This window comes from Nostoc sp. (assembly GCF_036917535.1).
Classification (GTDB): Bacteria; Cyanobacteriota; Cyanobacteriia; order Cyanobacteriales; family Nostocaceae; genus Nostoc.
Genome location: NZ_JBALDA010000034.1, coordinates 71,899 through 94,218, shown reverse-complemented (window position 1 = coordinate 94,218; position 22,320 = coordinate 71,899). Strand labels below are relative to the sequence as shown.

Below are 22,320 nucleotides of genomic sequence, written 5' to 3'. Positions count from 1 at the left end.
AATTCAAGTCTCCAATCACCCTGTAGTTAAATATAGACATAATTAAATGTAAAATGCCTAATATTCGGAGAAAAACTTGATTCTGTCTCCTATCTCCTGAGTTGTTGGCATCGGCTTGGTATTTTCTAGGGTTGACCAAAATAATGGGATACAGGCCCCGCCCAATAGCTTCGCTACTTGGCTAATTGATTTTTAATATATTCTTTTAATACTTCGATTGGTGCGCCACCAACAGAACAAGCGAAGTAAGAAGGACTCCAACATGCCATGTTAAACATTACTCTTTGAGCAACGCCAAAGACCGATTGATTCAACTTGGTACTGGGTGTGGTAGCACACCAGTACTGACTATGCGTGAGAGATTAAGATAAATCTTGAGAATTTATTAAGTTTTTTAACTAATTTGTTCAACAGTTTCGCACTCCTTACTAGTCTAAACTCCAGATACAGTTGCAAAAGAATAAATATTCAGCCTTCGGGATTGAACTGTAGGCTTCGGAGGTTGTTCGTTTTAACAGAAAATCAAGACTTAGGTGTGGTTAAATCTCTCCCTTAGCCAGTCTCTAAGCTGAATTTATCCCCTTTTCTCTGCACCCTCTTGACAAAAGTGCAATTACCTTAACCTGTCAAGGATGCGCTCAGAATGACAATTCATCCCTGGATTCAGCAACCCCAAACAGGAAATTATCTAGAGCGATTAGCGATTTAGGATGGAGGCAGTTTAAAGCATTTTTATCAAGGAAGTAGAGAATAGAGAGTAGGGGTATGTTGTAAGCTGAGGTTATCAGTTAATAATTATTGAATTAAATCACGGGGTCTTTTATGCGGTTGCGTTCGCTCACGGTCGTTTTTATTTCATGTCTCATTCCCTTTCTATCGTGGGTGATTGTTCCCCCAGCTGTAGCCCTGACACAGATTAAACTATTTGATGTCTCTTATAAAGATTGTCCATCAGAACTAGCACAAGGCGCTGTTATCAGTAGTGGTAGCGCGGCAGCTAATTGTTTTATTATCATTGGCAAAGCAGAAAATGGCACTAATAAAACAGTCTACGACGCAGATATTTTTGGACGCATTTATGATGCCAATAATGACTCGGTGATGCAAAACCGCACTCGCTTAGGCTCTATTACCGAGGTACCACCAGGTATTAGCGATTTTGAATTGAGAATTTCCGTACCTGCGAATCAGCCTACTCCGTTGAAGCTAAAACAGTTTAAGGCTGCCGGGTTTAGCGGTCAAGTGCGTAAATAATTCGTAATTCGTAAAAAATTGTAGAGACGCTTGTATAATTAACGTCTCTACACAATTCTTTACCAAGGTAGTAATCAAAATCTTTTTATAAGGGCAGGTTAGCTGGAATGGCACTCAGAAGCCCACTAACTACATTGAGTGCTAAGAAAGCTAAGATCGGCGAAAAATCTATACCGCCCAATGGGGGAATAATTGAGCGAAATAGATTCAGATAAGGATCAGTTATCTGGGCTAAAGCGGCAAATGGCTGGTTATACCAGTTGATTGTTGGGAACCAGGTTAGCAAAACCCGGATAATTAGCAAATAGCTATAAAAGGTGACAAAGGTAATTAGTGTCGTAATCAGTAAACTCATAGATAGCTTTGTTTCCTACTAGTTGTCAAACGCGGTCTTATCTTTTAATTTTAATTTAGTCCAGAGTCAAAAGTGTTTGCGGATTTCACGTTTACCACACTTGACACTTTCACCACGCCTGAACAAACTTCAGGAGTCTTTAGTGAGGGAGCGGTCATTGGTTGGTTGGGGTGAACCGCCATTAACATTTCCCAGTTGCTTTCGCACTTCATCAATTGTGGCATTTAGCTGGGCAATTTTATCTTCTAGCGATCGCCTCGCCGTTTCTATACTGTTGCTTTCGCTTTCTGAGGCTTTCATCTGACGCCGCTTTGCTGCTATTTTCTTAGCTTCGCCTTGGCTATCTGTCAGTTCTGTCTCCTCTTCTACTAGCAATTCTGGCTCGCGTCGAGAAGCAATTAATGCCCCAATAACACCGCCAAAGACTCCACCAACAAACGCCCCTGCTAAAAAGCCACTGCCAAAACCATCTCGCTGACTCATATCTTTACCGCCTTCAACAAACCTTGCAACTTTTACAGTAGTTATGCTATTTTCCTGCCCTAGCTGCATACTAGCTTAAGTCCCAAAGATGCGATCGCCTGCATCTCCCAATCCCGGTACAATATATCCCTTGCTGTCCAGTTTTTCGTCAATTGTAGCGGTGTAAATTATTAAACCTGGATAAGCTTCACTCAATTTTTGCAAAGCTGGTGGAGCCGCTACTACACAAACAATCCGCGTCAAGGCTGAGTCAGCACCCCGTTGTGTCAATTCTGCCATTGCCGCCATAATTGACCCTCCGGTTGCCAACATTGGATCGGTAACTAACACTCGTGTTTGGGGGTCAAATTTTTCTGGTAACTTGTTCAGATAACAATGAGGTTGCAGTGTCTCTTCATCTCGCGCCAAGCCAAGGTGGTAAATTGATGCTAGAGGCAGTAAAGTCTGCGCTCCCTCTAGCAATCCTAGCCCAGCCCGCAGAATCGGTACTACTGCCATAGGCACTTGCGGATCGATCACCGTTGCCAGACAGGTATCTAAGGGACTCTGTACTGCTGTTTCTTGAGTCGGCAACCAGTCTCGTGCAGCTTCATAAGTCAGCCATCTTCCTAACTCAGTCATGGCACTGCGGAACAATACTGAAGGCGTGCCTGCATCACGGGCAACTGCAAGCCAGTGCTTGATCAGGGGATGGGGTGGAACATAAACGCGCAATTGTAGCGTCATAGCCAGAAATAGGCGCCTTTTTATTGTATAACAACTGAAACACCATAATACTCTTTCCTGCATCCGGCTGACAGCTTAAAATTGACAATCTCAATTTTATTGATAAAATATTTCATTAGTAGTTGACATTAATTCTCAATCAAGGCTATATTCTTATACAGTGTTCTCCTCTCTTTTAAGGATCGGCAGACGGGATTAGCCAGCAGTAGCAGGCTCGTCCCTCTTTTTTTTGATTGGGGATTGGACACTGGGCATTGGGCATGGGGGAGAATAACTAATGACAAAGCGCAAAGTCTGAGCGCCGGCTTCCGGCGCTCAGAACTTTGTAAGAGAGGACTAATGACCAAAATGCAAGATATTGATGCAATCGTGATTGGGTCTGGGATTGGCGGATTAGTAACAGCGACCCAGTTAGCGGCGAAGGGAGCGAAAGTGCTGGTACTGGAACGTTATTTGATTCCAGGTGGTAGTGCTGGTTATTTTGAACGCCAAGGCTATCAATTCGATGTTGGCGCATCAATGATTTTTGGGCTGGGACAGAACGGTACAACCAACTTACTCACCCGTGCATTATCAGCGGTAAATGTCAGCCTAGAAGCGATCGCAGATCCGGTACAGATTCACTATCATCTACCCCAAGGTTTAGACCTGAAGGTTGACCGGGTTTATGAGAAATTTTTGCAAAATCTTATTGCTCATTTTTGCCATGAAGAACAAGGGATTCGTCGCTTTTATGACGAATGCCAAAAAGTATTTAAGTGTCTCAACAGCATGGATTTGCTGTCGTTGGAAGAACCTCGGTATTTACTGCGCGTATTTTTCCAGCATCCTTTGGCGTGTCTCGGTTTAGCTAAGTATCTGCCCCAAAATGCCGGGGATGTGGCGCGGCGTTACATCAAAGACCCGCAATTATTGAAATTTATCGATATGGAATGTTATTGCTGGTCGGTGGTTCCATCAGACATGACACCAATGATTAATGCTGGAATGGTCTTTTCTGACAGACATTATGGTGGAGTTAACTATCCTAAAGGCGGGGTGGGACAAATTGCCCAAAAACTGGTGCAAGGTCTAGAGAAGGCTGGAGGTAAGATTCAATACCAAGCTAAAGTCACAAAAATTCTCACAGAACAGGGAAAAGCCGTAGGTGTGCAACTGGCAAATGGTAAAGTATATCGGGGTAAACGCATAGTTTCTAATGCTACACGGTGGGATACATTTACACAATTACTATCAGTAGAAGAAATGCCATATAATGAGAAAAAATGGCAACAAATCTATCAAAAATCTCCAAGCTTTTTGAGTTTGCACATTGGGGTAAAGGAGTCAGTTTTACCTGTGGGGACAGAGTGTCACCATATTTTGCTGGAAGATTGGGAAAAGATGACAACAGCAGAAGGCACGGTGTTTATTTCGATTCCCACATTGCTTGATCCAGATTTAGCACCAAATGGATATCATATCATTCATGCCTTCACGCCTCACTGGATTAATGATTGGCAAGAACTTTCTCCCAATGAATACGAAGCGAATAAAGAAAAGGCAGCTTGGCGAATTATTGACCGCCTAGAGAAGCTTTTTCCCGGTTTAGATGCCGGATTGGATTATTTAGAAGTGGGGACACCACGCACCCATCGCCGCTTTTTGGGTCGTGAGGATGGCACTTATGGGCCAATTCCCCGACGTAAGTTGTGGGGGTTATTGAATATGCCCTTTAATCGCACAGCTATTTCAGGACTTTATTGTGTTGGGGATAGTACCTTCCCTGGTCAAGGGTTGAATGCAGTCGCTTTTTCTGGGTTTGCTTGCGCCCACCGCATTGCCGTAGATTTAGGATTTTAATTACCGAACATGATATTACTCCTTATCTGGTATTTTCTGGTTTTGAAAATTAGCTAACTCTGATGCTAAAGTCTCTTCTAATGCATCTATAATCGCTTGTGGATCAACAGCTTCTTTCATTATTTGGGCCTGCTGATCAGAGCGATTTTTAACATTGGGAATATCTTCGCGTAATTCCTCAACTAAGGCGATAAGTTTCGCAATTTTCTGCTCAGAGAGCAGGTTAAGCTGAAGGCTAAGTTGCGCCCTTTGCTCTGCTAATTTTTCCTGACGCTCTTGTTTAATCAACACCCCTGTTGTTACTAACAGGGAACCTGCGGTCAGTGAAAATTGTAGCCAAGAAAATGGTGGGGGGTCGAATCTTGATATGCCCAAACGTCGTGGTAAAACATTGGGTGTTACCCACAGAACAATTCCTAATAGGATGCTATACAGGAATGCCGGACGACCAAAAAAGGCTGTTACTGTTTCTACAACCCGTTGATGTTGAGGTATGTCTTTTTCATAACGTCTGTGCAGTGCAATAATAGTTTCGATATTTTGACTAATCTCTTCCGGTAATGGAGCAGTGGGTAAAATGGTTTGGCAAGGTGCTGAAGATGATACTTGCGGTGAATCTTCTGGATTTGGTTTATCTTGGGAGGACATGGACAGTTTTTTATACCAGTTATTTCTCTAATTTAATAACTCAAGTTTTGATATAAATCTATACTTTTAGGTAAATAAACGGATGAAAGTACCTACAGACAGATATTGATAGATTGTGATTGTTGTCAAATTAAGCAGAGATTTTGAAACAGAATCATAGCATCAAGTTTCTTGTTATTGTATTGAGATCAAACGCCTTAATGCCCAAATCCAATTCCAGTCAACGCTGTTGGGATTAATATACAGGAAATATAGACGCTATTAGCGGCTTGTTGCAGACATCGCTAATTTGAAGGAAACACTCCAAATGATTAAAGGGATTAAGTCACCAGAGGCTGTCGATTTAGGACTTACGCACTGTAAAAATTGTCTATTATGTGCATAAGCATATTTGGTTGTCTCAGAGTATTATCGATTTTAACCGGATGATGGTGGCTTTACGAATGCTTAGGCGTAGCCTGTCGTAGACATCGCTACGGACTTGTATTCTGAACCAACGGACTTATATTTTTAACCAACGGATTTATATTCTGGACCAAAAGTCGATGCTGAAACCTTGTGGAATAGTATTCTTACTTCTTGAAATTCATCAATAATCTGTGACGTAGAAAAAGCATTTGCAAAAAAGCCAGATTTTTGATTAATACAAAAACTGAATTCTTAATTTTGGATAAATTTGAGCTTAGATAGGATTTTAATTGAGATTGCAAGCTAAACGTATACAGTTAATTTTTGGAAGTTGAGAAGTTCAACTCTTTTTGAATACTTTTAGTGTCATTATACAGATTTGTCACTCTCGAATCATTACTTGGACAGCTAATATCTTGAGATTTTTGCCCTTGATAACTGACTTGAGCTAACGTACCGAACGAAACAGATTTTACACACGGTTTATATGATAATTTTGACAATGGTTTCGCTGCTAAAATATCATTAAAAAATTTAGTTGCTATCTCCAATTTTACTTGACCTTCGCCTGTTTTGTCGCAAACGGTGTAGGTTGCTTTTCCAGATGGCAATAGGCGAATTCTATATTTGCAGGTATTTGTAGAGCCACTATTAATAATAATTGCTGGCTGTTTGGGATTTGGAGTTTGAGCAAGTATTCTTAGAGGCAAAATGTATAATGGTGTAGCTAACAATACTGAAGCTAGACTAATTTTATGTATGTTAAAAACTTTCACTTTCACCTCACATTAATTTTTGAGTTAGCTACCTAATTAGGTCATAACTGATTTGAGATATCTTATGCAACCAAAAACTCTGCAATAGTACTTGCTTGGTTAACACTAAATTAAGTAATATTAAATTTGTGAGTAGTCTTGTTACTAAACAGAAATTATGGTGACTTTTTAAAAGTATAGTTGATTGTATATTTTTTAGATATGTCATTATGATGTCAATGTTATGTCAGGATAATACTCATTTTTTATGTGGCATTCCTATCGAATATCTAATCTGGATTTCGCAATAAAAGCTTTCAGTGAGGCAATTGTGGGATTGCAACTCGCACCGGAGAAACAGTCATCAGCCGCGATACGCAAATGCATTTGTGCGTGTATGCAGTAGGTTACGCCACGCTTAAAATCGATTCGGTTGGTTCTTTACCGTGCCTTTTCACCGCAATTTACAAAATTTTTCATAATTGTGCTTTAATGGTGGGCGGTTTTTGTTTTTAAGAATCTTCCTCACACACAAAGCGATCGCTGATGTTACTCACACACAAAGAAAATATTGTAAAATTTAGCTGGTTTCTACCCAGCCTTTTAAGCTTGCTACTGTTTGGCTCCACTCTCAAAGCTAATGCTGCGATCGCAAATTGGCATTTTGATAGCAATCGTAATCATCTGGACTTCACCACAGATGAGAATGTTCAACCGCAAGTACAACTACTTACCAACCCTACTCGTCTGGTAATTGATTTGTCTGGAGTTACATTAGGATATCCACAGACTAGTCAAAGAGTGGGGTTAGTAATTAAAGACATTCGCATTGAGCAGTTTAATGCAGAGACTACCCGTATGGTAGTTACTTTAGCATCCGGTTACACCTTTGATTTAGCACAGGTACAACTGCAAGAAAAATCTCCCAATCATTGGTCTGTGCAGTTACCCAAACCAATACGATTGACTGCAACCCAGCCGCAATATTTAGAGATAACTCCGAGTATTTCTCCAAGAGTGAATGATAATAGCACTCTCTTTGCTGGCGTGGTTCCGATGCATTCACCGATGAAAGTGCTGGAACCTCAAATTAAAGCCTTGATGAGTCGCTACAGTTTTCTGAAAACAGGAATGTTTTTCTTGGATTTGGATACTGGGGATTATTTGGATATTGGAGGCGATCGCGTTTTCCCCGCTGCTAGTACAATCAAACTACCAATACTCATCGCCTTTTTTCAGGATTTAGATGCTGGTAAAGTCACGCTTCAGGAAAAACTGACCATGCGGCGTGACTTAGTGACCAATGGTTCTGGAACGATGCAATATGAGCACGTTGGGAAGAAATATACAGCTTTGGAAACCGTCACTAAGATGATTACCATTAGCGATAATACCGCCACCAACATGATTATTGATCGCTTAGGTGGGGCGGTGAAACTAAATCAGCGTTTCCGTACTTGGGGACTGAAAGACACAGTAATTCGCCATCTTTTGGCTGACTTGAGAGGAACTAACACCACAAGTTCTCAAGACATGACACGGGTGCTAGCTTTGTTAGTCAATAACAAGTTAGTTTCCTCACAGAGTCAAGAGCAGGTCTTAGATATTCTGCGTCACACCACAATTCACACACTGCTTCCCGCCGGTTTAGGAAAAGGTGCAGTCATCGCCAACAAAACCGGAGATATCGGCTTTCTCATTGGCGACGCTGGATTTATTACTATGCCTAATAGTAAGCGCTATTTGGCTGCCATCTTCGTTACCCGTCCCTATAAGGACACCAGGGGGAGAGACTTTATTCGTCAAGTTTCCCAACTAGTTTACAATTACCTGAATCAGCTCAACCCAGTTGCTTCGGTTGATTCGCCTAATAATACTACAAGATAGGAGAGGGTTATTGACAGCAAAGAACGCAATTGCCCGCCAGAAACATCTGCAATAAAATTATTACCTGTGCTGCGATTTGTGATTTACAGTTGTTGTCCAAGAGGTGTCTCTAAAATTACCTCCACACCTTTATCGGTGGAATTAGCTTTCACAGACGTGATTTGAATTGTTGGCGCTGGTGCGGTTTGCGACGTGGGCGATTGCACTAGTAAATATTGAGCGTTGGTGAGGGGGATTTCTAGCTCCCTGAGTTGTCGGATTTTTCGATTCCCATCACCCTCTTGCAAAAGGAAGGTTTTTTGAGTATTATTCTCAGATTTTACCTGTCCTCATGCAGGTTGAGTTACTAGAGTGCCGATCATCGCCACCAAAGTTGGTGCTAGCCATAAATAGATATTAAACTGCCGATTTTTCATGCCACTCCCCACACAATTTTGATTCCAAGGCTTATTGCAGATATTTATTAATGGGACTTAGGCAAAAAAAACCGATAAAATGACCTCAAACGTATATCTCAAAGGGTTTTGACATTGTTTTGCTTGGTTTGTTAATATATCTGGGTTTCAGGCGTTTTCGGACATTTGGTGTATTTCCCTTACCCCGCAAGGGTTTGAGGTTTATTTATTCCTCAAAAATGTTTAAGTCCCGCTAGCATTGATGGCTGGGCGTTCTATCTCACTTAGTCGCCTAATTCTTTTATTAGTAGTAGAGGAATCGGCAGTCGCTTTGAAACTTTCCCCACTAGAAATGGCTGTTAGCTCATTTTGGTTGATTTGTGCCCGTACAAGTTGTGTTATAAATATTGGCAGAAAACTCATCACCAACCATAGGCAAATACTGGACGGCAACCCCTGAGTTCTCATTATTCCTCACACTCCAATAATTAACTCTTGATTTAATGACAAGAGTTCTTGATAAAGCCGGAATGTATTATATGAAAACTCTCGCTTTCGTGTCTACCCAAAAACCGCCTTATCTTCGCAAAACCGACTTTTTGCCCAATAAACACTCGCTGGGTGTAATGCCAAATTTGCGTTTAAATGCAGTAGCAAAATGAGCAGGATTTGAGTAGCCAAGTGAAATTGCAACTTCTGCTACAGTGCGTTGGTATTGATTATCACAGGCATCACCCTGTCGTAACCATTGCTCTGCTAGCTCCATACGTTTATTCACCAAATAACCAAATACCGTTGTGCCAAATAATTCTCTAAAACCACGTAGGAGAGTACGATCGCTTACTCCTACCATTTGCGCCAATTCTAGTATCGATGGGGGGTTTTCCAGATGAGAGAGCAAAATTTCTCTAGCATGATAAATGCAAGCGCTCGTTGTATTTCTTAATCTTGTTGATGGTTGCACTCCAGTTTGTTCGGCTAAAAAGGGGGCAAGTTGCAACGCCATCAACTCTAGCACCTTTCCCTGTAAATACAGACGTTTCGTTATCCCCTGGTAAGGACAGTTAACTATTTGCTGTGCTACTGTCTGGATTGCGATTGTGGTTTTTGGGTAGAGCAATGTTTGCCAATCGTTACCCTTTGCCAAAAAGCACAACTGCGGAGGAATTTCTCCATCGACTGTCGGGAAAAAGGTTGCCAACAATTCAGGGGGCATAACTATGCCAACACTCACTTCTGATTGCGAATGCCAAAAAGTCATCTTTGGTTGAATGCCGCCACCAGAGATGAGTGTGTATCCTTCTCCTATTTGCCCTCCAAATCCATCTCTAGCTGTTCCCGAAAGGCAAACAGCAAATTGCAAAGGGTGATCACAGTCGCAGTCTTGGAACAGTACATCATCGTAGTATTCGTGGTTATCAATCCCCAGCCACACTTGGGGATACACCTCGATATCTCGCACATATCCTTTGCCCAGTTGCTTGGGTACTTGACAATAAAATTCAAATGGCTCTGATGGATTTTGCAGGCTGTTTTTGGCAGCTTCTACCCACCATTCATCCCATTCTGGTGTTGGAGTAATGGTCATAGTTACCGACTGGTAAATGCTCAGAAATTAATACTAATTAATTTCAAGAATTTTACTACGATTTATCCCCAACTATTGACAACAGCACAACTCAATGTATCGGTATCTACAAAAAACTCATGTAAAAATAAGTCGTTTCACATTGCACCCTACTGAGAACTCCTATAGTGCAACTAATTAGACCAATTTAATTTTACTGGCTGCTCTAGTAGCCTTTTCCCTAGCCTCTTGAATATTCACACCCTTCGCCAAAGCTACACCCATTCGCCGATATGGATGAGCATTAGGTTTACCAAATAATCTAATATCTACATCTTTTTCTGACAAAGCATCGGCTACACCATTAAAAGCAATAGAATCAGATTTTTCTGAGGCTAAAATTACGGCACTGGCTGATGCTCCTAGCTGTTCTATATGAGGAATTGGCAAGTCTAAAATAGCTCGTAGATGTAGTTCAAATTCATTGAGATTTTGTGAGATTAATGTCACCATTCCTGTATCATGCGGTCTGGGAGAAAGTTCGGAAAAAATCACTTCATCTTTGGTAATGAAAAATTCAACACCAAAAATTCCGGCTCCTCCTAAAGCATTAGTGACTTTTATGGCTATTTCTTGAGATTTTAATATCTTATCTTCAGAAATTAGTGCGGGTTGCCACGATTCTTGATAATCGCCTCTTTCTTGGCGATGACCAATAGGAGAACAGAAAATTGTCGGTGCATTCCACTGTTTAATTGTTAGTAAAGTTATCTCAATTTCAAAGTTAATAAATTCTTCGATAATGACCTTTTGACTGTCACCTCTAGAATTAGCGATCGCATAATTCCAAGCTTTCTCAACCTCAGTCTTATCCTGCACTACAGATTGACCTTTCCCTGATGATGACATCACAGGTTTAACAACATTGGGAAAGCCAATTTTATCCGAAACTGCAATCAATTCTTCTAAAGTTGTTGCATAACCATATTTAGCCGTTCTGATACCCAATTCTTGATGTGCCAGTTCCCGAATTCTGTCGCGATTCATTGTGTAGTTAGTGGCAGCCGCAGTCGGAATAACTGTAATTCCTCGCTGTTCAAATTCGCTCAGTTTTTCTGTTCTAATTGCTTCAATTTCTGGTATAATAATATCTGGCTGATGTCTTGTTACTACAGCTTCTAAATCATCAGCACTGAGCATAGAAATAACTTCATAAGCATCAGCAACCTGCATCGCCGGAGCATTGGCATAGCGGTCAACGGCAATCACATAATTACCAAGACGTTGAGCAGCGATCGCAAATTCTTTGCCCAGTTCTCCTGAACCCAGCAACATCAATCTTTGGGGCAACTTAATACTCATTAACTTATCCAGGTCAATATCAATTCAATCATCTTATAATTTTTTGTGTTTTCATTACTAACTTCTTAAGAATTAAATATCGCTTTGCGTAGTTGTAAATCTTGACATTGTAGATGATTTAAACCAATACCTACGCCAAGCTGACAATTATCTACTAAAGTCTCTAACCAAATAGTTTCGTTCAGAGTTGCACCTCGTAAATTTGCATTTCTCAAGTCGGCTTTCGTAAAATTTACAAACAAGAGGTCCGCATTTACTAAACTACTACCTTGTAGATTTGCTTCTGACAAATTTCCTCGGATGAAATTGACACTATCTAAAATTAAACCAGATAAATCTGTTCCTATAAGATTAGGAAACTTTAGCTGATTGGGATGTTTAAAAAACCTCATTATACAAATGATATTTGCTTCATTTAGTTGTATTTTGGTTAAAAAATCATAACGAGCTATGCCCAGTTGCTTGAGAATTTGCAGACGCTGTGATGGACTTTGTTCTAAAAACTGGATAGCTGTGTAGCGCAAGTCTTGAGTAGGGATATTTAACATTATTTTCAGATTGTTGTGATACTTGTGCTGATTAAAAATTTCACAGCCGATGTAGGCAAATAATAAATAATATAGCAGTCCTAAATCATTTGTGAAAAACAAGCTCCCCGACTTCTTTAAAAAGTCGTGGAGCTAAATATCGATAACTACTTATACCAATTCTCTAACAATAAGGCAACAGATGTAAGCCAAGAAAGCCTTGCTGCTGCATCTAAATTTCTCAATTGCGAATTAGTATTACCTAACGTCCTGCCAACAATGCTTTCGTAGCAGATTCGCCTGCTAATCTTACCTGCCTTATCAACTGGAAGTTCAACAATGCTAGAACACTCAAATCAGCTAAGAGTGCCATAAAAACTGTTGTTACCCCAGCGTATTCTACAGCTGTCCAAGGAAAAGTTGTAAACATCCATACGGTAGAATATTTCCATGACGAGATACCAATAAATTCTAGAATCATCGGTGGCAAAAACATTACAGTACCTAAAGTCCCAATTGCCCAGAAAAAACGCTTAGGAGTTTTCAGCAAAAGTATCAATTGGGCGATGGTAGCGTAAATCATCATTAAGCTGATAGACAAAGCTATAGTTAAAAGTACTTTAAACCTGTCAATCTCGTTAACAATCTCAGTTCGGCCATTGTTTGCATCAACAACAGATGTAAGTACAAGCCAAACTAACCAGGGAATAGCGGCAATTGTCAAATTAATAGCGATCGCCACAAGTGCAGGGCTTTTTTCAGACCAAATTAGATCCTGCCAAACACTCTTATAGTTAGAAACTCCCTGATGTCGATATCTTGCCCAATCTTGTACATCTTGACGATGAGGGGAAAGAACTGCAATTAAACTTAAAATCAACACCAAGTTGTACACTACCAGCAAAACGAAATTTCCCGCAACCTGTTCATCCCATGTGTTATTATTATTTCCATTTTGTAGAGCAAATCCCCATGTTATCAATTGGCAAAAAGCTACTAGTAAATAACTTTGCTTTTTACTAATTATTGAGGCTTGAGGATTACGGAAGCAACGTTTAAGAGCTTGCAAAATACCGTAACTGCACAATCCAAAGTTTAATAAATGGAAGCCAACAACACTAACAAAACCTCTCCCTAATGGTAAATAGAAAAACTGCAAGTTTTTCAAGTTAGAACCTTTGTTTAGATGAAATAAGTTAGCAAATAGATAATTTGTTACATCCCAAGGAGCAAACAGCCTCAACCAAGCCGTTGAATTATACGAAGTGCCTGAATGATCTGATGATGTTATCTGAAAAGTTATCAACAAGAAAAGGAAAACTGCACCACTACCTAACCAAGGTTGAAAACCACTAAACCAGCGACTAACTAAGCCAAATAGTAGTGCAGCGCTGTAGAAGAAAATACAGCTAGCAATAAGAATTGCGTAATAACTCAAAATGTAGCTAAAGGCAATTTGGGCAGAAAGTCCGGCCCATAAATGTAAAGGAACTGCTACTAGAACAGCCAGATAAATTAAACTTGGAACTCCTAGCAACTTACCAGTCAATATGCTTGTTTCTGACTGGGGACTAAGACGGATAAAATTCAGTGTACCGCGAGTTTCTTCTTTGGCTAAATCGTTGATTAGTAAATAAGTTCCTGCAACTAATAGTGTAAATCCAAAAATTACAGTAAAAGAGAGAAATATATATTCCCAATGGTCTCGCCACCACAACTGCCAATTAATTTCATTTTGTGGACAAAAATTATTTGATAGGAAATTATTGAATTCATCAATTATAGATTGATTTGATTGCTGGTAAAGTCGGTTTTGTTGCTGTTGATATACTTGACGCAGATTACAGTATGTAGCAGTTAGCGAGTATCTATCTCCAGGAAATTCGCGTAACTGATATAAAAAAACTACTAATTGCAGTAGTAGTGAAGTTGCAAATGCGATCGCAACATTAAAAAACTTCAAGCGTCCTTTGAGTTCCCGCAATAGTTGCGGATTCCAATCGCCGATTTTGTCTATTAAATTGAGCATCATAGGAAAAAAATCTCCAAAAATGGGGAGTGATATTTACTGACGTATCAAGATGCTTGTTTGTGACCTAATTTTAAGAAAATACTTTCTAAGTCTTCTTGCATACAGTGAAAATCAGTCAGAGGAATGCCTACTTTGATAAGCGATCGCAACAACTCAGCATTATCTTCCTCTTTGCCCGAAAAATTCACCCGGACGCTATTTTTTCCTGGTATTACCTCCCACTCTTCTACTAAAGGATGATGTTTTAGTTCCCTTAAAAGTACCTCTAGGTTCCCCAGAGTTGATATCACAATTTGCTGATGGGCTAGACGTTGATAAAGTTGCTGTAGGGAAGTACTTTCTACCAAGAAGCCAAGTTCCATAATTCCTACAGATGTACACAGTTCCGCTAAATCGCTGAGAACATGAGAGGAAATAATTACAGTCATCCCAGCTTCTTGCAAAGCCTTGATGATTTCGCGAAAGTGCATCCTGGCAATGGGGTCAAGTCCAGAAACAGGCTCATCTAGTAGGAGTAAAATCGGTTCGTGGATAATGGTTCGCGCTAAACTTAAGCGCTGTTTCATCCCGCGTGACAGAGTAGAAATTTGACTATTGCGTTTATTACCAAGTTGGATTAGTTCTAAAACTTCATGCAGGCGTTGAGTGCGGCGTGGTTCTCGCAAACGATACAGACGCGCAAAATAATCTAGGTAGTCCCAGACTGTCAAATCCTCATACAGCGGGTAGTCATCGGGTAAGTAGCCTAGACGACGCTTGAGTTTGGGATTACTCTTGTCACGGAGTAGGCGATCGCCATTAATATAAATCTCACCCGTAGTTGGTTCCTCAGCAGTTGCCAACATGCGGATGAGAGTTGTTTTACCTGCGCCATTCGGCCCAATCAATCCATATACTTCACCCACCTCGATTTCTAAATCCACATTATTGACAGCAACGTGCCGATCAAATTGCTTAGTTAGTCCACGGGTGCAAATTGCTAATTCTTTTACCATCGCTGCTGGGGTGCGGCTTGTGATTAACACATAACCTAACCTTTTTCTACAACTTCTGTCAGGCTGGTTTCGGAAATTGAAACTGGTTTTATGTAAAGCTGCTTTAAGTCATGGGTATTATTTACTACTATCTTCAGTAAAGTTTCAAATAATACCAATAACTATTTGGCTACTACTGGGAATACTAAAACTAGAAATCTCTAGGTCTTCTCAGTTAATTAGGTAAAAGCTGTATGGATTTTGAATCGATTATAAATATGCCTGTTATCGGGCAAACTATTGCTTATGCTATTGAAGATGGTAGGCAATGGGGACTAAGTTTTGCCAACAATTTTTATTGGGTAGGTAATAGAGATAACATTGCAAACCTGATGATATTAGAGTCAACCGTTTGGTCAGTAGGCAACGGTATTTTAAGCGGACTTGTAGGACTAGCCGGAATACCCACTGATATTGCGATTACTTTGTATTCCAATGTAAAATTAGCATCCGCTCTTTTTGCCCTTTATAGCATTGATGTAAGAAGCGAATCTTCACGACTACTAGTTTTAGCTGCTGCGGCTGGAGTGAGTGTATCTGAACTGGCTAACGAATTAGGAACTAAGGCAGCATCACAAGCTATTCAAAAAGCTTTAATGTCTATCCCTGGTAAAACTTTTGCTGAGATAAACAAAGCTTTGGGAATTAAGTTAATCTCCAAAGCAGGCGAAAAAACTTTAGTGAACGTAGCAAAAATAATACCTTTTATAGGGTCTGCGGTCGGTGGTACAGTAAATGGTGTAATGATGAATGCTTGTGGACATTCAGTAATTGCCTTCATCAAAGCTTGGAATAGGTCATAACTTAGCAAAAGTAGGTAGAACGTATGCCTTACCTACTTATGATCGAAAACCGCTATATTCCCACCCGCTTAATCTCAGCTTGATTATATGCCTACTAGTCAACGATTATAAGACTATCTATTCCTAAAGAGGTTACAGGTGTCAAGCAAAAAAATCGGTTTTTGGTCTGTGTGGGCATTGGGTGTCGGAGGCATTGTCGGTGGACTTTTTCCAGCGCTGGGAGTTGTAATTCAAATAGCTGATGCAGGCGCACCACTAGCATTTGCGATCGCTGGCACAATAGCTTTGATAACTACTTATGCTTATGCAAAACTTTCAGTAGCTCATCCATGTCGAGGCGGGACAGTAACCTTTTTAAACCAGGCTTTTGGTTCAGGGCTGTTTAGTGGGACACTGAATCTTCTACTATGGTTTAGCTATGTAGTCATGCTTTCCTTTTACTTGCAGGCTTTTGGTAGTTATGGAGTTAGCCTGTTTACAGAGTCTACTCAACCTATTTGGAAGCATTTACTGATTAGCTTGGCAATTTTAGGGACAACTGGATTAAATCTACTAACTGCCAATCATGTTGGTAAATCTCAAATCTGGATTGTCAGCTTCAAATTGGGAATTTTGATACTGTTCATTATTATGGGAAGTAGTCATATCGACATTTCCTGTCTACAACCAGTCTCATTATCGTCGCTACGGTCAATTTTCGCCGGAGCAATGGTAATCTTCTTGTCTTATGAAGGCTTTGAGCTAATCGCCAATGCAGCAGAGGATCTTGTCAATCCCAAGCATACTTTGCCACGAGTTTATTACTCTGTAATCGGGTTCGTTATTTTGCTTTACGTTTTAATAGCACTGGTTACATTGGGAGCAGAACCAATAGAACAGATTTTGGCAGCAAAAGACTATGCTTTGGTTGAAGTTGCTAAACCAATTATGGGACAATTTGGATCTGTTTTGATTACTATTGCTGCTCTTTTCTCAACTATCTCAGCTAGTAACGCAACACTCTACGGTTCAGCTCGTTTTAGCTCTGTGATTGCTAAATCTAGAGGGTTTGACTTTGGCAGCCAAATAAATAGTATAGATCAATCTTCAATTGGCTTATTTATTACTAGTGGTATTACTTTACTCATCGCTAATTTTTTTGATGTAAATCGGATCTCAACGATGGGTAGTGCTGGGTTTCTCTTGATATTTGCTGCGGTTAATTTAGCTAATGCTCGTATGCATCGTTATACGAAAAGCAAGCAGTGGATTTCACTTCTAGGTGCTGGAATATGTTTAGTGGCACTAGGAATGTTAATTTGGTTTGCTTTGCAAACAGATCCACAAACTGTCTGGGTTTTAATATTGATGATAGGAGTAGCTATAGGCATTGAAGTAATCTATTATCTGTCAAACAATCGACGGCTACACCTTTGAAGAAGCTTATCTCAACTCTAGGATGTATTTGTAATAGTCCACGTTTGCATTAATTCAATGTGAGTTCGACGGTTAGAAAAAGCCAAAAAGCCTGTTAGATATAAAGCGCGAGAAACTGGGCAGTAAAAAGCGATGCCTGCAGCGGGCTTCTCTACGAGACGCTGCGCGAACGCCTACGCCAAGGGCGAATGCGTTTCATGGTAGTGGTTATAAGACTTTCAAGGAGTTCTACACATTGCATGTGCTACAAAGCTGGCGTGGAGCTTTTCCTAACTTATACCGTTTCTGTATGAAGCTGCGCCTCATTAGCCTGGCTTCGGCACAGAGAAGTCCTGATAGCGCAGCGTGGCGCGGATGCGCTATCAGGCGGGTTTCCTAACAAGCGTGAACTTCTCACTCTCAAAGACGCCAAGGGTGATCGGAGCTTTATTCATGTAGCCCCAGGCTTCTAGCCTCTTGGCATAATGTGCAGCCTCACATAGAATTGGTATTAATCAGCGCTTCAAGAATCGCTAGCACTGGGTTGGCATAGGAAGAAAAGCGCGATCGCAATATATTCAATGCACCGCCTGCTGCTTCGTCCGTGCTACCTGCAGATGTATTTGCAAAAGCATAGAACGAAAACCGACCAGAGCTAACATCAAAATAGCCAAAGCTATCGCCCTGTCCCCAATATTCTGCCCAACTGTACCGCTTATTCAGGGGTAGATCAGCCCCCTCAAAATAGCCTCGCCAGCAGGTAGTGTGTTCTTAGGTCTCATAAGCCGATGGCCGATTCTCAGACCGCCACCGAGTTTCCGCTGGGGTATTCGGCAAGGGCGGCTTGAAGCCAGAGGGGCATGGTTTTCTCCTGATGGTTTGAGGTTTGGAGGGTGTACGGTTAGGCTGATGCGTGCTTGTAGCGTTCAGCGGGAAGGCCGCTCTGTGTCACAGCCTTGGCAAGGCCGCTGCGCGCGCCCTCGAATTGCTGCCACGCTGCGGTGTCGTGGAGTGTCGGAAAGCATGTTGATCTGACGACGCCTGTCTGCCTATTTCACCGCGGCCGAGCGACCAGGAATGGGGCAGCAGGCTTCTAAGCCGCTTTTTGCTTCATGGCCGCTTTTGCAGAGAACTCAAGCGTCCAGGGATTGCCGTAGTCAGGATATTTGGCCTTCATGATCTCCACGACCGCATCGGCTGAATCGGATGTTTTAACCGCCTCCCCGAAATCGCGGATATAGGATCGCGTGCCGCCTAGAATCGTGGCGACGTCATCGTCCGACGCTCCAGGCTTCTTATGACCGACGACGACAACGCGGGGCTTCAGCCGTTCGAGCTCATCGACACTCGCGATCCAGTTGCTCCATTCCTTCGGCCCGCCAAGCGCGAGCATCAGGTGGATCTTGTTGTAGGCGATGTCCCCGACGATCAACGCGTCGAGTTCGGGAATTTGGAGAATGGTGCTTGGAGCGATGTCGCCTTGCCCGATCTGGATCACGCGCAGATCTCTCCCCTCAAGCGGGATCGAGTCCGTCTTGAGCGCGGTCGGGAGGAGATCGGGGCTGACGACATCGTCGCCGAACCACTCTGCCCACGTCTTCATGTTCTGTTCCAGATTCTTGTTGATGTATTCGACAACGCCCGGGGCTGCGACGACCTGAAGACCGGGAAAACGCTTTGCGAGTTGCGCCGCTCCGAAGTAGTGATCAGGGTGTCCGTGCGTTATAAAGATGGTCGTCAGCTTGAGACCCGTACGTTCAATCATCTCGGACAGCGCGTCCACATCCTGCTTGATGGCCTGCGCGTCAACAAGAATCGCGTCCGTGCTTCCAGAGATGAGTATAGAGGTGGTGGGCGAGAACGTCCCGCCATTTATGGACCTGGTCGGACTAGCGTAAACACTGATCTTGAGAGCCTGACCTGCCGGTTCTGCTTCGCTAACACTCGTTATGATGGAATCACTCATTATTCGGTCCTTTTCTTGCGGACAAGCCGCGCTTTAAGTTGTTGCTTGTGCTTGAGAAACTGCTTGAACTTATAGTGTCCAAGTGTTAACATTTGCCTGACTGATTTTGACCTAATTCGCCGCTTCGCCTTATTTGACATCTGAGATGTTTCAAAGGCTGGTAGCAAAATCACGTCAAAGTTGTTCACCAATCTAGATTTTAACTTGCAATCTAAAAGTTAATTTGATTATACTTGATCTAACTGGTAAATTGCAAGTTAAATTAGAGTGGCTTAAAATTCTTATGCAAATCAGACGCTCATCTTGCCCGATTGCTTGTACTCTGGACGTGATTGGAGATCGCTGGACACTGCTTGTGCTCCGCGACATGCTGTTCTTTGGCAAACAGAAGTTTGAAGAGTTCTTACAATCCCCCGAAAAAATCTCAACCAACGTTCTATCGGAGCGATTGAACCGCTTAGAACAACTCGGTTTGATTGAGAAGCAGCCTTACAGCTCCCATCGCCGACGGATGCAATACACTCTGACCGAGCGCGGCCGCGATCTTGAACCCGTGCTGAAAGCACTTGCAAAATGGGGGTTGAAGAACATTTCTGGAACACAGACTCCGAATAGCTCAAATAACTTACCCAATCAAGTGGAAGGAAAGTCTTGCTGAACTACCGCTCATACATAGGAGGGAGCGTAATAAATTTTTATACTTTATACTACATTGCAGCACATTTTTTACAGGTGACTAGTTTATTGAGAATTACTGTTAGTGGGTCGTTAAATATAGCTGTTTGGTTTAGATTTTCATTATGAATCATCTCTTAAAGGTGATTTAGGAATGGCTCATAAGCGGTAATTTTATCTGGAATGTCGAGCCTTTACCCTCATTGCTGATCACATGAATATGACCGCCGTGAGCCTGGACAATTTGTTGAGCGATCGCTAATCCTAATCCAAATCCACCGCTTTCTCTGGCACGTTCTGTATCAACCCGGTAAAAGCGATCAAAAATGTAAGGTAAATCGGCCTCTGGAATTCCAATTCCAGTATCGATGACCTGAATTACTGCCCGATCTGCGTGAGGTTCTAAGCGTAACCAGACAGTTCCACCAGACAAAGTGTAATTGCAGGCGTTGTTAAGTAAGTTTTCAATAGCTAGGCGTAGCAAATCGGGGTCAGCCCACAACTCAATAGGTTGTTCTGGTAAATGGCTGATCAACTTGATCGATGCTTTTGCAGCAACAGTATTGTAATAAATAGCTAAGTTCTCTAGCAAGCTCTTGAGATTTACCTTTTTGAGAGATTCGGGAGTTAATTTTCCCTGATGCCGAGCCAACAGCAGTAGGTTATTGACCAAGGTACTCATCGACTTGGCGCTATCGATGATGTTCTCCATTGAGGGATGGATTTGGGGATGGTCTGCTGCCATTAGTAACCCAACTTGGGCATTGGTTAAAATTGCAGACAAGGGCGATCGCAACTCATGAGAAGCATCTGATGTGAAGCGTTGCAGTTGATTATAAGCTAGCTGAACAGGCTGCATAGCTATGCCACTGAGTATCCAACCTGTAAGTCCAATTAACCCCAGTGCTACAGGTACAGCCAGCGTCAATATTAACTGAAATTCTCTAAGCTCGTTTTGAGTTTCTGTCAGTGGGATAGCAACTTGCAGATAACCGATGACTGAATTTCCTCCTTGAACAGGTAGCGTGACTTGACGCAGCCAAAGCGTCTTACCTGTAAACTGGTCAACGGACTTAATTGTGAGAAACTCAGATGCTATTTCTAACTCTTCTGGAGGTGGAGTACCAAAAAACCGCTTAAGTTTGCCATTGGGGTTATACCAGCGAATATACACCAGTTCAATATCAGCAGGGTGAGAACCACTACCCAATAGCGGTATATTACTCAGATCGACTTGTTTTTGTCCTTGATACAGCCGATATTGCGAACTGGCTGCCATTAGCTCTGCTCTTTTATAAAGCAGTTGATCTAATGCTTTAAGCTTGTCTTTTACCTCAAGATTGTAAATGACTCCAGCAAAGAGAATGAGAATGCACCCCATTGAAAGGGTAAACCAACGAGCTAAGTTACGACGACTGCGGTTAAACACAACTCATGCTAATTCGTAATTCATAATTACAATGCTTTTCAAGTAATTAAACTACACTATATTTTTACTTTGCATAGCCATTATTAAATCTCAAGATGTTTGTGGAGGGTTGAGACGATAGCCCATACCATAAACAGTTTCAATCCAATCGGCTGCTGCTAATGTTTGCAAACGTTGACGTAGTTTACGAACTATAACAGTGATTGCATTGCTTTCTGGCTCACTACCCCACTCCCATACAGCTTGTTCAATTTGGTTGCGAGTCAGGACTTGCCGGGGATGACGCATGAAATACTCTAGCAACTGAAATTCTTGGCTGGAAAGGGATACAGTCGCTCCTTGTCGCTCCAAAATTAGTGTATCGAGATGAAGTTCGAGGTCTGCCAAGCAGAGGGTGTCTCCTTGCCAGAGGGGCGATCGCCTCCTCAATGCCCGCACCCGCGCCATGAACTCCACGATATCAATCGGTTTGACTAAGTAATCATCTGCTCCGGCATCTAAGCCGATGACTTTATCAGGTGTGGTATCTTTTGCCGTGATCATTAATACGGGAGCAGTTTTTCCCGCCGCCCGATACTGTTGACACAAACTCACTCCACTAATCCGAGGTAACATCCAATCTAAAATCAGCAGATCATATTCTTTTTCAGCTAAAAGCCATTGAGCGGTTTCACCATCCTTGACACCATCGACGCTGTGTCCAGCCTGAGAGAGAACCATTTGCAGCGGCATTAATTGCTTTGGATCATCCTCTACCAGTAAGATTTTCATCACTTT

General features: G+C 41.8%; 20 protein-coding genes and 3 pseudogenes. 7 read left to right on the top strand and 16 right to left on the bottom strand.

Annotated elements, in window-relative coordinates:
* Positions 1 to 173 precede the first annotated feature (173 nt).
* Positions 174 to 317: pseudogene (locus V7K56_RS11035) on the bottom strand (transposase); the annotation flags it as partial.
* Between the two features lie 505 nt (positions 318 to 822).
* Between V7K56_RS11035 and V7K56_RS11030 the strand changes: the two are divergent.
* Positions 823 to 1,254 (top strand): biotin carboxylase, encoded by a 432-nt coding sequence (locus V7K56_RS11030; RefSeq protein WP_334910307.1) that lies wholly within the window; start codon positions 823 to 825, stop codon positions 1,252 to 1,254.
* A gap of 85 nt (positions 1,255 to 1,339) precedes the next feature.
* Here V7K56_RS11030 and V7K56_RS11025 read toward each other — a convergent pair whose 3' ends face one another.
* The 3 genes from V7K56_RS11025 to upp all read right to left on the bottom strand — a co-directional run bounded on the left by V7K56_RS11025 (position 1,340) and on the right by upp (position 2,818).
* On the bottom strand, positions 1,340 to 1,609 hold the full coding sequence (locus V7K56_RS11025; RefSeq protein ID WP_334910304.1) for a YggT family protein: 270 nt from the start codon (positions 1,607 to 1,609) through the stop codon (positions 1,340 to 1,342).
* Between the two features lie 129 nt (positions 1,610 to 1,738).
* Positions 1,739 to 2,092: a hypothetical protein gene (locus V7K56_RS11020; RefSeq protein WP_334910393.1), complete on the bottom strand. Its 354-nt coding sequence runs from the start codon at positions 2,090 to 2,092 to the stop codon at positions 1,739 to 1,741.
* 75 nt (positions 2,093 to 2,167) lie between these two features.
* Positions 2,168 to 2,818, bottom strand: coding sequence for a uracil phosphoribosyltransferase (upp, locus tag V7K56_RS11015; protein ID WP_334910302.1), 651 nt, complete (start codon positions 2,816 to 2,818; stop codon positions 2,168 to 2,170).
* A 339-nt stretch (positions 2,819 to 3,157) separates the two neighbouring features.
* On the opposite strand from upp, the gene crtH reads away from it, so the two are divergent.
* Positions 3,158 to 4,660, top strand: a complete 1,503-nt coding sequence (gene crtH / locus V7K56_RS11010) for a carotenoid isomerase (protein WP_334910300.1) — start codon at positions 3,158 to 3,160, stop codon at positions 4,658 to 4,660.
* Positions 4,661 to 4,675: 15 nt separating this feature from the next.
* Here crtH and V7K56_RS11005 read toward each other — a convergent pair whose 3' ends face one another.
* Both V7K56_RS11005 and V7K56_RS11000 read right to left on the bottom strand, forming a co-directional pair.
* Positions 4,676 to 5,308: a DUF1003 domain-containing protein gene (locus V7K56_RS11005; RefSeq protein ID WP_334910298.1), complete on the bottom strand. Its 633-nt coding sequence runs from the start codon at positions 5,306 to 5,308 to the stop codon at positions 4,676 to 4,678.
* Positions 5,309 to 6,033: 725 nt separating this feature from the next.
* Positions 6,034 to 6,492, bottom strand: coding sequence for a hypothetical protein (locus V7K56_RS11000; RefSeq protein WP_334910296.1), 459 nt, complete (start codon positions 6,490 to 6,492; stop codon positions 6,034 to 6,036).
* Positions 6,493 to 7,017: 525 nt separating this feature from the next.
* Between V7K56_RS11000 and V7K56_RS10995 the strand changes: the two genes are divergently transcribed.
* A complete protein-coding gene (locus tag V7K56_RS10995) occupies positions 7,018 to 8,358 on the top strand; it encodes a serine hydrolase (protein WP_334910294.1) in 1,341 nt (446 codons plus the stop codon).
* A gap of 23 nt (positions 8,359 to 8,381) precedes the next feature.
* Here V7K56_RS10995 and V7K56_RS10990 read toward each other — a convergent pair.
* From V7K56_RS10990 to V7K56_RS10960, 7 genes and pseudogenes are all read right to left on the bottom strand, one after another.
* Positions 8,382 to 8,645: pseudogene (locus tag V7K56_RS10990) on the bottom strand (hypothetical protein); the annotation flags it as partial.
* Positions 8,646 to 8,996: 351 nt separating this feature from the next.
* Positions 8,997 to 9,221, bottom strand: a complete 225-nt coding sequence (locus V7K56_RS10985; protein WP_334910293.1) for a hypothetical protein — start codon at positions 9,219 to 9,221, stop codon at positions 8,997 to 8,999.
* Between the two features lie 109 nt (positions 9,222 to 9,330).
* Positions 9,331 to 10,341: a helix-turn-helix domain-containing protein gene (locus V7K56_RS10980; RefSeq protein WP_334910291.1), complete on the bottom strand. Its 1,011-nt coding sequence runs from the start codon at positions 10,339 to 10,341 to the stop codon at positions 9,331 to 9,333.
* Positions 10,342 to 10,518: 177 nt separating this feature from the next.
* Positions 10,519 to 11,682 carry a formate-dependent phosphoribosylglycinamide formyltransferase gene (gene purT, locus V7K56_RS10975; RefSeq protein ID WP_334910289.1) on the bottom strand — a complete coding sequence of 388 codons (1,164 nt, stop codon included), beginning with the start codon at positions 11,680 to 11,682 and terminating at the stop codon, positions 10,519 to 10,521.
* Between the two features lie 65 nt (positions 11,683 to 11,747).
* Complete coding sequence (locus V7K56_RS10970; RefSeq protein ID WP_334910391.1) at positions 11,748 to 12,230, bottom strand: pentapeptide repeat-containing protein; 483 nt, start codon at positions 12,228 to 12,230, stop codon at positions 11,748 to 11,750.
* 241 nt (positions 12,231 to 12,471) lie between these two features.
* Positions 12,472 to 14,241 (bottom strand): ABC transporter permease subunit, encoded by a 1,770-nt coding sequence (locus V7K56_RS10965; RefSeq protein WP_334910287.1) that lies wholly within the window; start codon positions 14,239 to 14,241, stop codon positions 12,472 to 12,474.
* Between the two features lie 44 nt (positions 14,242 to 14,285).
* Positions 14,286 to 15,236: an ABC transporter ATP-binding protein gene (locus V7K56_RS10960; RefSeq protein WP_334910389.1), complete on the bottom strand. Its 951-nt coding sequence runs from the start codon at positions 15,234 to 15,236 to the stop codon at positions 14,286 to 14,288.
* Between the two features lie 233 nt (positions 15,237 to 15,469).
* Here V7K56_RS10960 and V7K56_RS10955 point away from each other — a divergent pair, with 233 nt between their 5' ends.
* The 3 genes and pseudogenes from V7K56_RS10955 to V7K56_RS37045 form a co-directional block, all read left to right on the top strand.
* Complete coding sequence (locus V7K56_RS10955) at positions 15,470 to 16,078, top strand: EcsC family protein (protein WP_334910285.1); 609 nt, start codon at positions 15,470 to 15,472, stop codon at positions 16,076 to 16,078.
* Between the two features lie 138 nt (positions 16,079 to 16,216).
* Entirely contained in the window at positions 16,217 to 17,494 is a 1,278-nt protein-coding gene (locus tag V7K56_RS10950) for an APC family permease (protein WP_334910283.1), read from the top strand.
* 190 nt (positions 17,495 to 17,684) lie between these two features.
* Positions 17,685 to 17,801, top strand: a pseudogene (locus V7K56_RS37045) (IS982 family transposase); the annotation flags it as partial.
* 765 nt (positions 17,802 to 18,566) lie between these two features.
* Here the strand turns inward: V7K56_RS37045 and V7K56_RS10945 are convergent.
* Positions 18,567 to 19,439, bottom strand: a complete 873-nt coding sequence (locus tag V7K56_RS10945) for an MBL fold metallo-hydrolase (RefSeq protein WP_334910281.1) — start codon at positions 19,437 to 19,439, stop codon at positions 18,567 to 18,569.
* Positions 19,440 to 19,662: 223 nt separating this feature from the next.
* Here V7K56_RS10945 and V7K56_RS10940 point away from each other — a divergent pair, with 223 nt between their 5' ends.
* Entirely contained in the window at positions 19,663 to 20,097 is a 435-nt protein-coding gene (locus tag V7K56_RS10940) for a winged helix-turn-helix transcriptional regulator (RefSeq protein WP_334910279.1), read from the top strand.
* 165 nt (positions 20,098 to 20,262) lie between these two features.
* Here the strand turns inward: V7K56_RS10940 and V7K56_RS10935 are convergent, their stop codons facing one another.
* Entirely contained in the window at positions 20,263 to 21,543 is a 1,281-nt protein-coding gene (locus V7K56_RS10935) for a sensor histidine kinase (protein ID WP_334910277.1), read from the bottom strand.
* 90 nt (positions 21,544 to 21,633) lie between these two features.
* On the bottom strand, positions 21,634 to 22,314 hold the full coding sequence (gene rppA, locus V7K56_RS10930) for a two-component system response regulator RppA (protein WP_334910387.1): 681 nt from the start codon (positions 22,312 to 22,314) through the stop codon (positions 21,634 to 21,636).
* Positions 22,315 to 22,320 lie beyond the last annotated feature (6 nt).